General features: G+C 70.0%; 11 protein-coding genes. 4 read left to right on the top strand and 7 right to left on the bottom strand.

The window, feature by feature from the left end; translation table 11 throughout:
• Window positions 1–68 precede the first annotated feature (68 nt).
• From LYSCAS_RS06625 to LYSCAS_RS06610, 4 genes are read left to right on the top strand one after another with little or no spacing between them, the layout of a single operon-like run.
• Complete coding sequence (locus LYSCAS_RS06625) at window positions 69–2,120, top strand: toll/interleukin-1 receptor domain-containing protein (RefSeq protein WP_213436927.1); 2,052 nt, start codon at window positions 69–71, stop codon at window positions 2,118–2,120.
• 11 nt (window positions 2,121–2,131) lie between these two features.
• Window positions 2,132–2,485, top strand: coding sequence for a hypothetical protein (locus LYSCAS_RS06620; RefSeq protein WP_213436925.1), 354 nt, complete (start codon window positions 2,132–2,134; stop codon window positions 2,483–2,485).
• 32 nt (window positions 2,486–2,517) lie between these two features.
• Window positions 2,518–2,946, top strand: coding sequence for a hypothetical protein (locus tag LYSCAS_RS06615; RefSeq protein WP_213436923.1), 429 nt, complete (start codon window positions 2,518–2,520; stop codon window positions 2,944–2,946).
• Between the two features lie 11 nt (window positions 2,947–2,957).
• Window positions 2,958–3,386: a hypothetical protein gene (locus LYSCAS_RS06610; protein WP_213436921.1), complete on the top strand. Its 429-nt coding sequence runs from the start codon at window positions 2,958–2,960 to the stop codon at window positions 3,384–3,386.
• A gap of 6 nt (window positions 3,387–3,392) precedes the next feature.
• Here LYSCAS_RS06610 and LYSCAS_RS06605 read toward each other — a convergent pair whose 3' ends face one another.
• The 7 genes from LYSCAS_RS06605 to recC form a co-directional block, all read right to left on the bottom strand.
• Entirely contained in the window at window positions 3,393–4,355 is a 963-nt protein-coding gene (locus tag LYSCAS_RS06605; RefSeq protein WP_213436919.1) for an NAD(P)/FAD-dependent oxidoreductase, read from the bottom strand.
• A complete protein-coding gene (gene folE, locus LYSCAS_RS06600) occupies window positions 4,355–4,951 on the bottom strand; it encodes a GTP cyclohydrolase I FolE (protein ID WP_213436918.1) in 597 nt (198 codons plus the stop codon). The genes LYSCAS_RS06605 and folE overlap by 1 nt, the downstream gene beginning before the upstream one ends.
• Window positions 4,952–5,012: 61 nt before the next feature.
• Window positions 5,013–5,483, bottom strand: a complete 471-nt coding sequence (locus LYSCAS_RS06595; RefSeq protein WP_213436916.1) for a glycine zipper domain-containing protein — start codon at window positions 5,481–5,483, stop codon at window positions 5,013–5,015.
• 180 nt (window positions 5,484–5,663) lie between these two features.
• Window positions 5,664–6,125: a hypothetical protein gene (locus LYSCAS_RS06590; RefSeq protein WP_213436914.1), complete on the bottom strand. Its 462-nt coding sequence runs from the start codon at window positions 6,123–6,125 to the stop codon at window positions 5,664–5,666.
• A gap of 150 nt (window positions 6,126–6,275) precedes the next feature.
• Window positions 6,276–8,066, bottom strand: coding sequence for an exodeoxyribonuclease V subunit alpha (gene recD / locus LYSCAS_RS06585; protein ID WP_213436912.1), 1,791 nt, complete (start codon window positions 8,064–8,066; stop codon window positions 6,276–6,278).
• Window positions 8,063–11,605, bottom strand: coding sequence for a UvrD-helicase domain-containing protein (locus tag LYSCAS_RS06580; RefSeq protein ID WP_213436910.1), 3,543 nt, complete (start codon window positions 11,603–11,605; stop codon window positions 8,063–8,065). Before LYSCAS_RS06580 ends, recD begins: the two co-directional genes overlap by 4 nt.
• A complete protein-coding gene (recC, locus tag LYSCAS_RS06575; RefSeq protein WP_213436908.1) occupies window positions 11,602–14,973 on the bottom strand; it encodes an exodeoxyribonuclease V subunit gamma in 3,372 nt (1,123 codons plus the stop codon). The genes LYSCAS_RS06580 and recC overlap by 4 nt, the downstream gene beginning before the upstream one ends.
• Window positions 14,974–15,015 lie beyond the last annotated feature (42 nt).

The raw sequence follows: 15,015 nt of genomic DNA, 5'->3' as shown, positions 1-15,015 counted from the left end.
CGGTGTCCGCTGCCTGCGATGCGCGGCGTTGGACCAACGTTCCACCCATTCCCCCGGGGGGTCGGACCGTGCGCTACCGCGCTTTCCTCAGTTACAGCCACAACGACGCCGCATGGGCGCGTTGGCTGCTGCGCAAGCTGGAAGGCTACCGGGTGCCCGCGCGCCTGGTCGGCACGCCGGGGCGTGATGGCCCGATTCCTGCACGGCTCGGCGCGATGTTCCGCGACCGCGACGAACTCCCCAGCGCCGGCGACCTCACCGGCACGATCCGCGAAGCGCTGGCCGAGTCGGCGAGCCTGGTCGTGATCTGCTCGCCCGCCGCCGCGCGTTCGCAGTGGGTGGATGCGGAGGTGCGCGCCTTCATCGAGCAGGGCCGCGCCGATCGCGTGCTCTGTTTCATCGTCGATGGCGACCCCACCGTCGACGAATGCTTCCCGCCCGCCACGATCGACCATGGCCGCATCCCGCTCGCGGCGGATGCGCGCCCGCAAGGGGATGGCCGCGAACGCGCCTTCCTGAAAACCATCGCCGGCCTGCTCGGCGTGGGTTACGACGCGCTGGTGCAGCGCGAAACGCAACGCCGCAACCGGCGCATGGGCATCATCGCGGCGGCGTCGCTCGCGGGCATGGCGCTGACGTCGACGCTGGCGGTGAGCGCGTATGTCGCGCGCAACGATGCACAGCGGCGACAGGTGCAGGCCGAAGACCTGCTCGGTTTCATGCTCGGCGACCTGCGCGAGAAGCTCACGAAGGTGGGCCGCCTCGACCTGATGCATTCGGTCGACGACAAGGCCACCACGTATTTCGCGACCCTGCAGCCGCGCGACCTCAACGACACCGCGCTGGAAGCCCAGGCGCGTTCGCTCACCGGCATCGGCCAGGTGCGCCTGGGCGAAGGCAACCATGCGGCCGCGATGCGCGCGTTCCAGGAAGCCTACGCACGCAGCGCCGCCTTGCAGGCGCGCAAGCCGTCGGATGGCAAACGCCTGTTCGATCGCGCGCAGGCCGAGTACTGGATCGGTTACGTCGCCTGGCAACAGGATCGCCTGGACGACGCGGAAAAATGGTTGACCCGGTACCGCGACAGCGCGCTGAAGCTGGCGGCGATGGATCGCACCAACTTCGACTGGCAGAAGGAAGTGGCGTACGGCCACCACAACCTCGCGGTGTTGGACGAATCGCGCGGGCGCCACGCGGAGGCCGAACGCGCGATGCGCAAGGAGCTCGCGCTGTTCCGCGAATGGGTGCGCACGCGCCCGACCGACATGGGCACGCGCGGCGAGATGGGCACCGTGCTGTCGTGGCTCGGCAGCAATGCGTCGCGCCAGGGCAAGTTGTCGGAAGCCGAAGCCTTCTTCAACGAGCACCTGGCGAACCTCGACACGCTGCGCCGCGCGGATCCGAAGGACGCCAACCTGCGCATGGACTGGGTGGACGCGCAATTGCTGCTCGGCGACGTGCGCGCGCATCGCGGCAAGCTTGCCGAAGCGCGGTCGGCGATCGAGGCGGCGAACACGCAAGCCGATGCGTTGGTGGCGCAGGATCCGAAGAACCACAAGTGGGCTTCCGCGCAGGGCATCGCGCGGTTCTGGCGCGCGCAACTGGACGTGGGCACGCCGGAACGCGCCGCACCCGAAGCCGCGGCCGCCACCGCCGTGCTCGAACGCGCGCACGCCGAAGAACCGAAGGACGCACGCATGCGCGAATGGCGCGGGCGCGCGGCGGTGCTGCAGGCGCAGGTGGCGCTGGCGATGCACGATGCCGCTGCGGCGCGCCGTTACGCCGCCGATGCGCACGCCACGATGGACGCGACGTGGAAGCAGGCGAAGGACGACAACCTGCGCGTCCCGCTGGCGCGGCTGGCGCTGGTCGACGGCGAACTGGCGCAGGACGCCGGCAACACGGCGGCCGCCGACACCGCGTGGCACGACGCACGCACGCTGCTGCTGGCCGACACGCCGGAGCAGGACATCCCGTTCGCCCGCCTGGATCCGCTGGTCCGGACGCTGCACCACCTCGGAGACGCGGACGCCGAAAGCGAATATCGCCGCAGGCTCGTCGCCGCGTCCTACTCGCCCCTGCAACCGTTGCCGCCGCTGCCTGCGATCGCGGCACGCTGAGGAACAGAGCCATGCAAACCGATGACCACGCCAAGCTGCGCACGACCAAGCTGCGCGTCGACGACAACGGCAGCTACAAGTATTTCGGCGGCCACGACGACCAGGGCAACCTGCACGCCGGCAAGGACGACGGCCATGTCGAGTTCCGCATCGATGTCGTCGGCAACCGATGGAAAGTCGAGAACGTCGAGTTCGACGACAACCCGGACGGCCAGCTGAGCTGGAAACCGGACGGGGATTCGGCCGTGATCATCCACAACGCCAACACCAGCGGGATGGATGTGAAGTACAGCGTGGTCGTGCGCGATCCGAGGGGGCAGATCGTGCGTTGCGATCCCATGATCCACAACGAACCGCGTGGATAACGAAGCGGTTCCCCCTCAGCAGGAGCGTCGCCATGTCGAAGAACGAAACCGTCACCCTGAAGGTCAAGCCGGGCAACAGCAACGGCAACGGGTGGACCAACACCACCGGTTCCAACGGGCAGCCCTACAGCTTCAAGTATTCCGGCGGCCAGAACGACAACGGCGGCCTGAAGACGAAGGTGGGCGACGGCCAGGCAACGATTGCCCTCAGCGTGGACACCGACAACCGCTATTCCCTCTTCGGCGTGAACTTCGTCAACGACACCCAGCACCAGTTGTCCTGGTCGCCCACGTCGGGCAGCCAGTCCGCGGGCACGATCACCGACGCGAATTCGGTCGCGGAGAACTGCGACTACGTCACCGTGGTCGTCGACGGGCAAGCCAACGGCGCGACGATCTACTGCGACCCCATGATCCAGAACGAGCCCCGCGGCCCGATGCCCCGCATCGTGCACCAATGAGGAGCACGACCATGTCCAAGCACGAGCACGTCACCCTGAAGGTCAAGCCCGGCGCCTCGAGCGGCAATGGCTGGCAGCAGGTCATCGCGTCCAACGGCCTGATGTACAGCTTCAAGTACTCGGGCGGTTACCAGGACAAGGGCGGGTTGAAGACCAAGGTGGGCGATGGGCCGGCGCTGATCGACGTGCACGTCGACAAGGACCAGCGCTACACCATCGACCACGTGCACTTCACCGACGATCCCTACCACCAGCTGAGCTGGGCGCAGGGGGACGACGCGTCCGGCGTGATCATGGATGCCAACACGCAGGCGGAAGACGCGGACTACGCGATCGTCGTGGCCGATGCGCAGGCCGGGGGCGCCACGATCCCGTGCGACCCGATGATCCAGAACGAACCGCGCGGCCCGAAGCCGCGGGGGCGGATCACGCAGCACTGAGTGCCGTTACGGAGACGGCAGCTCCGCCGCCGTCTCCGGTTGCGCTTCCGGATCCTCGCGGAAGTTGCGCGGCAGGCGATTGTGGATCGCCGTCGCCGCGACCGCGGCGTGGCCCACCGCGACGCTGATCTGGTTGAGCCCCGTCACCACGTCGCCGATCGCGTACAACCCGTCGACGCTCGTCTGCTGGCGATCGTCCGTTTCGATTTCGCCGTTCCCGTCGACCGTCGCCCCCAGCGCGGCGCCGAGTTTCGATTGACCGTCGCCGCCCAGCACCGGATACACGGTGTCGAATCGATGCGCGCTGTCGTCTTCCAGCTTGAAGACGCAGCAGCGGCCGTCGTGTTCGAGGCTCTTCGCGACGGGCAGCACCGCGACCTTGGCCTCGCGCGCGAGTGCGGCGAGTTCGGGATCGGGTTCGCCGGGTTCCGAGCGCACCGCCGCCACGCTGCGCGAGAACGTGCGCAGGAACACGGCGTGCCGGATCGCTTCGTCCACCGGCGCGTACACCGCGATGTGGTCGTCGCTGGCTTCGTACGCATCGCACACCGCGCACATGCGCACGACGTTGTTGGCGATGGCCTCTTCCAGGCCCGGCATCGCCGGCATCTTGTCCACGATGCCGGTGGCGAGGATCACGCAGGTGGCTTCCCAGCGCGTGCCGTCTTCGGCGATGGCGGTGAACACGCCCGTTACCGCGTCGCGTTCCAGCTTCGCGATGCAGCCGGACACGATCTCCGCGCCGTAGCCCTGCGCCTGCGAACGCAACTTGTCGAGCAGTTCCGTGCCGGCCACGCCGAACGGGAAGCCCGGGCAGTTGTGGCTCTTCGGGATCCAGCGCGCGCGGCTGCGCCCGGCGTCGACCACGAGGCTGCGGCGATGGAAACGCGTGAGGTAGGTCGCTGCCGTGAGGCCCGCGGGGCCCGCGCCGATCACCAGGCAATCGAGCGGCGCGGCGGCTTCGGCCATCAGCGGTTCTGGCCGACCGAGATGAACTTGAGGAATTCCGAACGCGTGCGCGCGTCTTCGCGGAACGTGCCGAGCATCGTGGACGTCACCATGCTCACGCCGCGCTTGTGCACGCCGCGCGTGGTCATGCATTCGTGCGCCGCTTCGATCACCACGCCCACGCCCAGCGGATGCAGCGCGCGCTGGATGCAGCCGGCGATCTGCGCCGTCATCTTCTCCTGCACCTGGAAGCGGCGTGCATACGCCTCGACCACGCGCGCGAGCTTGCTGATGCCCACCACCTTGCCGTCGGGCAGGTAGCCCACGTGCGCGCGGCCGATGATCGGCGCCATGTGGTGTTCGCAGTGGCTTTCGAACTGGATGTCGCGCAGCACGATGAGTTCGTCGTAGCCCTCGACTTCCTCGAAGGTGCGCTGCAGGTAGTCGTCGGGATCGAGCGCGTAGCCGCTGAACCAGTCTTCGTAGGCCTTCACCACGCGCTTGGGCGTGTCGAGCAGGCCTTCGCGCGCGGGATCTTCGCCGGACCAGCGCAGCAGCGTGCGCACGGCTTCCTCGGCTTGCTTGCGGGAGACGTCGTTGCGGGTGTCGTCGCTCATCGGGAAGGCGGCCCTGCGTGGGGGCCGCCATGGTAACGGGCAGGCGTGTCCAGGACGATGTTCAGCGCGGTGGCGGCTGGTGTTCGGAACGCCCCAGCGCTTCGTCGAGCGAGCGCCATGCATGTTCGACCGCGGGCCGTGCTTCCAGCCAGCCCAACCGCGAACCGAACCGCGCGTTCGCTTCCCAGGCCCCTTGCAGCGTCGACTCCATGTCGGCGAAGGACTGGCCGTCGGCGCGTTCGTAGTTTTCGAGACCGAAGCGATAGGCCGGCTCGTAGTCGGTCCAGTCCAGGCCGTGCCGGTAGTAGGGCATCGACTGGAAGATCTGCTGGAAATGGCCGAGGTTCTCGCGGCGATCGCGTGCCTCGGAGAGGCGGTCGCCCGCCATCGCGCCGAGCGCCACGCCCACCACGCCGCCGATGGCCATGCCGGGCGGACCGCCCACCACCGTGCCGATCGCGGCTCCGGCTGCACCGCCGGCCAGCGCACCACCGCCGGTGCCGACGATGTGGTCCTTCTTCAAGATGCTCATGGGCAGGCCTCCTGTCGAGATCGCACGCTAGGGCGGCGGCTGTTCAACCAGAGTGAAGCCGTGAAAAAGCAAAGGCCGCGCGAGGCGGCCTTTGCGTCCGGCGATCCCTGCCGGCTCGTCTTGCGGCGCCCCGTGCCGGTGAGGGCAAGGGGCCACCGCGAGTCTTGTCACTTGCTGGGCTTAGCGACCGTCGCGGTCGGCGTCGCCCGGCATCGCGCGTTCGATGTGATGCCAACCATCGCGCACGGCGCCGCGGGCTTCGCTCCACGCCAGGCGCGAGTTGGCCTTCGTGGTGTCCCAACCGGCTTCGAGGTTGCTTTCGACGTCTTCGAAGCGCTGGCCCTTGTACTGGCCATAGGTGTCGTAGCCGTACTTGTACGCCGGCTCGTAGTCGTTCCACTCGCGGCTGCTGTTGTAGTACGGGGTTTCGCGATACGTGTTCTTGAAGTGATCGTTGTATTCGGTCGGGTTGACGGCTTCGGCCACCGCGCCGCCAGCCTTCGCGCCGAGCACGCCACCGGCGATCGCACCGACCACGGTACCGATCGGGCCCGCGGCCGAACCAACGGCGGCACCGGTCACTGCACCGGTCACTGCGCCCGTACCTTCACCGACGCTGTGGTCCTTCTTGATGTCGCTCATGGTGTAGCTCCTGGATTCTTTGGGGGACGACGCGTCAAGCGACGCGGCGAAGGCGGATGTTGCGCACGCGCTGGTAGAGCGACAGTGAAGAGCGCACGCGATTGCATGAATCATCGGCAACATCACTGCGCGAAGCGGGCGCTTGCCTGTTCAGCGAATCGCAACGAAATCGTCACTCACGCGACGCAAACGCGCAGCAAGCCCCGAAACGCGTTGTGCGCGCACTGCCAGCGCAGCGCGCAATGCGGCTTCCGATGCGCACACGTGCAGCGTGGTGCGTGCGCGCGTCATCGCGGTGTAGATCAACTCGCGCGAGAGCGTGCGCGCAGGTTGCTTCGGCAACTGCAGCCACACCGTGTCGAACTCCGAACCCTGCGCCTTGTGCACGGTCATCGCGAACGCGCCGGCATGCGCGGGCAACGCACCGGGATGGAACGGACGCAATCCCGCAGCGGTGCGGAACCACACCGCCGTGCCGTCTTCGCTGCGCAGGCACAGGCCGAGGTCGCCGTTGAACAGGCCGTGGCGATAACTGTTTTCGGTGATCGCGATGAGGCGGCCGTGGAAATACGGTGCGCGCTGCGCGCCCGCGAGCGCTTCTTCGATGCGCGCGCCGAGCGGGCCCGCGCCTTGCGGCCCGTTGCGCAATGCGGTGAGCACGCGCGCGTGCTGCGCGAGGGCGAGGGCGGCATCGATGTCGTCGGACGACGTGGCATCGACGGCGCCGAGCATGCGCCAGGGGGCCAGCAAGCTGTCTCGCAACGCGGGCGACAACGGATCGTCGATGTCTTCGTGGAAGTGCACGCCTTGCAACGCGTTGCCGCGCAGCAGGTCGAGCGCGGTGTCGGCGTCGCCGTCGCGGACGGCGGTGGCGAGCGGCGCGAGTTCGAGCGCATCGGACTGGCGCCATGCACGGCGGAGTTCGACGCGGATGCCGCCGAAGCCTGCGGCGGCGGGGATTCGCGTGGCGAGCGTCGCCAGCGCATCACCACCGATGTCATCGACCGGCGTCGCGGCGTCGGCGATCGCGGACAACACGTCGCCCGCTTCCACCGACGGCAACTGGTCGCGGTCGCCGAGCAGGATCAGGCGCGCGCCTTCGGGCACGGCTTCGACGAGCTTGCACATCAGCGGGAGATCGACCATCGAGGCTTCGTCGACGACGACCAGGTCGAACGCGAGCGGGAGGTCGGCGCCGTGGCGGAAGCGCGGGCGTTCCGGGATCGTGCCGAGCAGGCGATGCAGCGTGCCGGCTTCGAGCGGCAATGCATCGCACAGCGCGGGGTCGACGCCTGCCTCGCGCAATGCGGCGACGGCGCTGCGTAGGCTTTGCGCCATGCGTTCGGCGGCGCGCCCCGTCGGTGCAGCGAGTGCGATGCGTGCCGGACGTCCGGCGGCGCGCGCTTGCGCCACCGCGAGGATCAGCAGGCGCGCGATGGTGGTGGTCTTGCCCGTGCCGGGCCCGCCGGTGACGAGCAGCAACGGATGGCGCAATGCGAGCGCGGCGGCGCGGGCTTGTTGCGGATCGCGCGTGGCGGGCGGGAACAGTTGGGCGAAGACGGGGTCGAGTGCGTCGACGCTGTCGTCGGGCATGTCGGCCGCGGCGATGCGGCGCAGGCCCAGCGCGAGGCGGCGTTCGTATTCGCGATAGCGGCGCAGGTAGAGCAGGTCGCCTTCGAGGACGAGCGGCATCGCGGGATCGGCGGCTGCATCCGCGTCGGGCGTCGCGACCCAGGGCGAGGCGCGCAATGCATCGCGCAGGGTGCTGGCGTCGTCATCCGAATCCGCGAGCGCGAATCCGGCGTGGCCTTCCGCGATCGCGAATGCGGCCTGTTCGGCGGCGCGCAACACGCGCGGATGCGTGTCCGGCGCGCGACGGCGCAGCAGATCGGCGAAGGCGCGATCGAAGGCGCGCGGTGCGTCGTCGGCGGTGCGCTTCATGCGTGGCCTCCGATCAGCAACGCGTCGACGGCTTCGACGAGCGCGGCGGGGAATTCCGGGACGGCGAGGCCGGGGACGGCGTCCGTCGCATCCAGCCCGCGGCAGAACAGATAGCGCACGCCGCCGAAATGCGTCGCCATCGAATACCCGGCGCCCCGTCGCAAGCGCATCCAGCGATGCACGGCGACCACGTACAGCAAGGCCTGCAGGTCGTACTCGCTGGCGCCCATGGCGTCGGCCAGCGCCTGCGTGTCGTACGCAGGCAAGCGATTGGACTTGTAGTCGACGACGTACAGGCGCCCGTCGACGCGATACGTGAGATCGATCTTGCCCGTCATCAGGCCGGACAAGCGCGGCCACGCGCCGAAGTCGCGGCGACCGCGCGCAATCCCGTGCGCCTGCAGCAACGCCAGGAAGGCATGCGCATCGGCGTCGGCGAGGGTGAAGTGGAATTCCAGTTCGGCGATGCGGTCGGCGTCGGGGACGTCGCACAGGCGCACGCCTTCGGGGAGCGGGGCGTTCAGGGTGCGCGCGACGAGGGGCGCGAGTTCGCGTACGCCCGCGTCGAGGTCGGTGTCGGGATAGTCCTGCGAGCGCAACGCGTCGCGCAGGATGTCGACCTGGTCGGCGGGTGCGTCCTGCGCGTCGCGCCACGCGGCGAAGTCGACGTGTTCGAGCGCATGGTGCAGCGCGTTGCCGAAGCGCGTGCCGGAAAAACGCAGCAACGCCGGATCGATCGCGTCGACCACCACGAGCGGGCGCTCGTCGTCGGCGGGCGACTCTTCGGCCAACGCCTGCGCACCGTGCGCATGCTGGCGATGCAGCTGGCTGAAGCTGTGGATCCACCAGTCGCGGCGCAGGCGGCGTTCGGGCACGCGCGGCGGCGGGATGTCGCCGGGTGTCGCGGGCGGGAGGCGGGCGTCGTCGTCCGCCTCGTCGCGCGGCGCACGCAGGTCGAGGCTGCCGCCGAGGTCGCGCTGCACGTCCGCGTGCGGCAACACGCCGCCGAACAGGCGATGCAACGAGGATTGCGCGTTCGACGCGAACGGCCCCGTGCACAGCCACAGCGCATCGCGCGCGCGCGTGAGGCCGACGTACAGCAGGCGCATGTCTTCGGCGGCATCCTCGCGCCGGGCCGCGTCCTTCGCCTTGTCCCACGCCGGCGCACCCGGTTGCGGCTGCTGCGTCTTCCATTGGCGCACGCGGCGGCCGGTGGCGTCGTGATACTGCATGACGCGCGCGCGGTCGTTGCGGGAGCGCCCGATCGCCGCGAACGGCAGGAACACGAGCGGGAATTCCAGGCCCTTGCTCTTGTGCAGCGTGAGGATCTGCACGCGGCTCGCATCGGATTCCAGGTTGGGCCACTGCGTTTCGTCTTCGCGGTCGGCGTGCGCGATGGCGGCACGCAACCAGTCCACCTGGCCTTGCGGACCAAGGCGTTGCGCGCGCGCTTCCTGCAATTGCTCGCCGAGTTGCAGCAGGTGCGTGATGCGGCGCTCGCCGTCGGCGAACGCGAGCAGGCGCGCGGCTTCGCGTGCGACGACATCGGCGAGCATCGGTTGCGGGCCGTGCGATTCCCAGCGCAGGCGCCAGTCGGCGAGGTCCTGTTGCCAGCGGCGCTGCGCTTCGCCGTCGTCCTCGAGCGCCTGCAACATGCCCGCGTCGTATCCGAACAACGGCATCGCGAGCACGGCCCGCAGGCGGCGATCGTCGCCCGGCGCGGCCAGCGCGAGCAGCAAGGCAAGCAACTGCTGCGCTTCGTCGGTTTCGTACAGGCTGCCGCGGCCGGCGCTGACCGCGGGCACGCCGAGGTGCGTGAGCGCGTCGCGGATCGCGATGCCTTCCTTGTGGCTGCGCACCAGCACGGCACAGTCGCGCGGCTCGACGGGGCGCTGCACGTTCGCGTCGCGGCGGGTCGCGCGGCCTTCGCGCGCAAGCAGCAGCAGGTCGCGGATGGCAAGGGCGCAGCTGCGCGCGGCGCGCTCGATCGATTCGCCCGCGGACCACTTCGCGCCGGTGGTGGCCACGTGCGTCTGCACGATCAGGGCCGGCGCCGGCGTGCCATCGATGCAGAAATCCGGATCGCACGCGCGGTCGCCCGGTTGCGTGGGCGCGAACGCGATGCCTTCGCCGAGCGGTTCGGCGTCGACGCTGGCGTGCGCGAACACGCGGTTCACCGCGGCGAGCACGCACGGGCGCGAACGGAAGTTGCGGTCGAGCGGCGCGGCAAGTTGCGCGGTGCCGCGCGCGTCGAGGTACGTCTGCACGTCGCCGCCGCGGAAACGGTAGATCGCCTGCTTGGGATCGCCGACCAGCAACAGGCCGCCTTCGCCGAACAAGCGCGAGAAGATCGCCCACTGCCGCGCATCGGTGTCCTGGAATTCGTCGACGAGCACCAAGGGATATTGCGCGCGCAGGGCTTCGGCGAGCGCGTGGAAGACCACGTCGTCTTCCGTCGCTTCGAACACGGCGTCGACGAGGTCGTCGAAGCCGCGCACGTTGGCTTCGCGCTTCATCGCCTGGTCTTCGCGGCGCGCGTCGGCGCGCAACGCGTGCAGGTGCATGAGGTCGAAGCCTTGTTCGGTTTCGAGGAAGCGTTCGACGTGCGCCGACAGGGCGAGGGTCGGTGCGAGGTGCGCCTTGCTCGGAACGCAGGCCTTTCCCAGGCCTTCGCGCGTGAGCTTCGGCAAGTCTTCGTGCGATTGCGGCGGCGCATCGGACTGCACCGAGAACCAGTGCCACAGCGTCTCGATCGGCAGGCGCTTGTCCTTCGCCTTGCTCAACAGCCCCTGCGTGGCGGCCGCATCGAGCAACGCGCGATCCGCCTCCCCGTGGTGCGTGAACGCACGACGCAACGCGAGCCACGCCTGCGTGCGCGCGGTCTGCGGATCGCCGGCGGGCGGCGGCGGCAGCAAGGGTTCCGAAGACAACAGGTCACGCAGGTCGTTCGCCAGGCTGTCGACGTCGGTGAACATGCGTTGCAGGAACGCCGCGCCTTCCGCGGTGCGCGCGTGCGCGCGCCACAGCACGACCGCCAGGCGGCTGCGCTGCGCGGCGTTGTCGGGCTCGATGGCGGTGGGCAGCAGCGGCTGGCCGGCGAGCAAGGCGTGTTCCGACAACAGGCGCTGGCAGAAGCCGTGGATGGTGGTGATCGAGGCCAGGTCGAGGTCGCGCACGGCGCGACGCAGGCGCAGGCGCAATGTCGACAGGGATTCGCGGGTGCCGTCGTGCAGCGCGGCATGCAGCAAGCCGCGGAGGAGGGCACTTTCGGCGTCGTCGCCTTCGCGGTGCGGCGCGTCGTCCGACTGCCAGGCGTCGGCGAGTTGCGCGGCGCGTTGCAGGCGCAGGCGGACGCGTTCGTGCAGCTCCTGCGTCGCGGCCACGGTGTAGGTGACGGCGAGGATCTGCGGGACCTCGAGGCGCTGCACGATCACGGCGCGCGCGAACAAGCCCGCCAGCGCATACGTCTTGCCCGTGCCGGCGCTGGCTTCGATGAAGCTGCGCGCATCCAGCGGGGTGTCGAGGATGGTGGCGCTCACGCGAACATCCCCGCGTCCAGCGGCGTGGCGTGTTCCAGCGCGCTGAAGATCGCGACCGAGAGTTCGGCGAAACGCATCTGCGCGCTCGCGTCGTCGTCGTAGAACGGATCGCGGCCGCGCAACGCAACGCGCGTGGCGGGCGAGGCTTCGGCACGGCCGATGCCTTCGAACGCACTGCCCATCCAGGTATCGCGCGCGGCGCGCAATGCGGACGCCGGGTCCTTCTTCGCCAGGCATGCGACGAAGTCGTGGCCACTCTTCGGCAGGAACACCTGCGGCGCGCGCACTGCGTGGTCGTGCCAGGCGAAGAAGGCGTCGAGTGCGGCAGCGGCGCGCTTCTCGGACACCGGCTTGCGTACGATCCATTCGGGATCGGCGCCTTTCTCCGGGCGGGCCAGCAGATGCATCGACTTGCCCAGCAACGACGCGCACAGCGCATCGAGCCCATGGCGGATCACGTGCCCGCCGTGCTGGCCGTCGGGACGCAGCACCACGCGCAGCAAACCCGGGCGATGCAGGCCGTCGAGCGTGCCGCGCAATGCGCCGGCCTCCGACGCATGCGAAAACGCGGCGCGCGCGGCGGCGTCACCGAAGCCCTTCGCGAGTGCGCGTTCCGCGAACGGCGCGATTTCCTCCAGCATCTCCGCGACCTGCGCGCGGCCATCCGCGCCGGGCGCGACGACGGCGCGTGCGAGCAAGCGTGCATGCAGCGCATGCGCATCGGGCCGCCCGTTCGCGCGCATCCACGCATCGAACACCGCGTGGCGCAACGCATAGGCACCGAGCGCGTCGGGCGCGCCGAGCGGTTCGTGTTCGGCCAAGGGTGGTTCGTCTTCCGGCAGGCGCAGGCCGAGACCTTCCTGCAGGTACACGGCGTGCGGGCGCATCAGCGAGCGACGCAGGCGATCGAGCGACAACGCACCGCGCTCGCCTTCGCGTTCGGGCAGCACCAACGTGGGCGGCGCGAACACGGGTTCGTCGTCCACGCCCGAGGCTTCCGTGGACGCCGCCCGCCAGCGCGCGTCGTAACTGAAGCGGCGCGGTTCGATGGGCTCGCCCTGCGGCAACGCTTCCCCGACATGCGCCGCACCGAATGCGCCCGGCGAGAACGGCTGCAACGCATGCCGCACGACGAGGGCCTCGCGCACCTTTGCCGTTTCGACCGCGTGGTATGCGGCGGCCGCGTCGAGCAATTCGGTCACCAGCGTCGACGGCTCGCGCCGGCTGTTGTCGCGCGGATCCATGCCGCACCAACTCATCGCGAAGACGCGGCCGGACGAGGCGAACAATTGCAGGAACAGGTAACGATCCGCATCGCGCCGCGAGGGATCGCCCGTGCGCCGCTCCGGCGTCGACAACGCGTTGGCGAGGCGATTGACGGGATCGCGGCCTTCGCGCGCGGGGAAGGCGTCGGCGTCCATGCCCAGCAGCCAGATCGCGCGGAACGGGATCAGGCGCATCGGCACCATGCGGCCGAAGCAGATGCCGCCCGACAGGAACGGCGCGCGCGCATCGCTGGTGCCGAGTTCGGTGCGCAGGTGGTCGAGCACGACGGCGTGTTCGACCGGCGCGTCGTAGCCCGCGGTGGCGGCGCCTTCGGTGAATCGCGCGATCGCATCGCGCAGGCGGCGCAACAGTTGCGCATCGGCGCTGTCGCGCGGCGGTGCGAACGCGTCGTCCAGCAGGCGCTGCAGCACGGTGGCCCACGTGGCCGGCGGATGCGGACCGGCCAGGCGCGTGCGCGCGCTGCGCAGCATGTCGACGCAGCGCAACAGCGCGTCGAGGGTTTCCGCGGCCTGGCCTTCGAGCTCGGGCCACGGCGCGATGCCGGCGATGTCGTCGTCGGCGCCGCTCGCGTAACCGAGCAGCAGGCGCTCGATCGCGAATTCCAGCGTGTACGCATTGCCGTCCGCGCCGTGGCGCTGGCGGTCGTCGCCGTCCAGGCCCCAGCGCGCGCCGGCGGATTCGAGCCAGTCCTGCACGCGTGCGCGGTCGGCATCTTCGAGGTCGAAGCGCGCGGCGATCGCGGGAACGGCGAGCAGGTCGAGCACGTCGGCGGTCGATGGGGCGCGCAACGGGAGTTCGAGCAAGCGCAGGAACGCCTCGGCGATCGGTGCACTCGCGAGCGGGCTGGTGTCGGCGATCGTGTACGGCAGTTCGCGCGCGGTGCCGAGCGCGCCGCCGAACACGGCTTCGATATGCGGCGCATACGCGTCGATGTCGGGCGCCAGGACGGCGATGTCGCGCGGCTGCAGCGGCGGATTGCCATCGGCGGGCCAAGCGTCCAGCAGCGCGCGCAGCTGGTCGTGCAGCACCTGCACTTCGCGCAGCCGCGTGTGGCAGGCGTGGAATTGCAGGCTCGGATCGCGTGCGTCCACGGTCGCGCGCGGCCATGCGGCGTCGTTGGCGTCCTGCAAGGGCGCGCGGTTGTCGAGCAGGTCGGCCTGCATGCGCCCGAGCAGCGTGGTGCGCGTGGGTTCGACGAACGGTGCGAGGTCGAACGCGGGCTGCACCGCCTCGCCGCCGACGAGCATCGCGACGAAATCGCGGCCGGCCTGGCCCCACGCGGCGAGCAACGGATTGGGTTGCGCGTCGCCGAGCGCGAGGTACGCATCGTCCGCGCCCGGCGCGTAATCGGACCAGCGCGCGAGGTCGCCCCAGAAGCCGCGCGCCGGCGAGTGCAGGTAGAAATGCTGCGTGCCCGCGTGCGACTGGCTGGCGATCACCTGCAGCACGTCGGGCGAGACGTTCTGGCACGCGAACACGAACAGGCGCGGCGGCAGGCCGGTCGGCGCTTCGCCCGCACCGGCGCCGAAGCGCGCGAGGTAATCGTCGATGCGCCGCGCGCGATGCGCCTTGCCGCGGCCGATCGCGCGCCACAACGCCGCTTCCCAATCGTCGCGGGGTGCGCGCTTCTCCCAGCCGAGCAGCCAGTCGCGGCGCCAGGCCTGGTATTTCTCGAACGTATCGGCCAGCGCGGTGGCGAGCGACCAGGCCTTGCGCGGCTGCGCGTCGTCGAGGAAGCGCTGCAACGCCGCCGGGGGGTGGCGCTGGAGTTCGCGCAGGACGTGCCAGCGGAGGGTCTCCGGGGCCAGGCGGTCCTGCGGCGGCGCGGGGCCGAGGTTGCGATCGAGCGCCAGGTCCACGAATTCGCCCGGCGTCAGGAACACCAGGTTGGCGCAGATGCCGCTCGCTTCGGCCAGCGCCTGCTGCAGCCAGCGGCGCATGGAGAACTGCGGGACCAGGACGATGTCGGGGCGCAGCCAGTCGCCGTCGGCCGGCGGCTTCGCGACTTCGGCCGCCAGCAGCCCGGCGAGCACGTCCAGCGCATTGCCGTGGTAGAGGCGGAAGTCGGGGCGTCCCTGCATCGGGGCATGATGCCGGACGCGTGTCGCACTCGCCGAGACATG

This window comes from Noviluteimonas caseinilytica (genome assembly GCF_018406605.1).
Taxonomy (GTDB): domain Bacteria; phylum Pseudomonadota; class Gammaproteobacteria; order Xanthomonadales; family Xanthomonadaceae; genus Noviluteimonas; species Noviluteimonas caseinilytica.
This window is presented reverse-complemented; position numbering and strand designations above follow the sequence as displayed.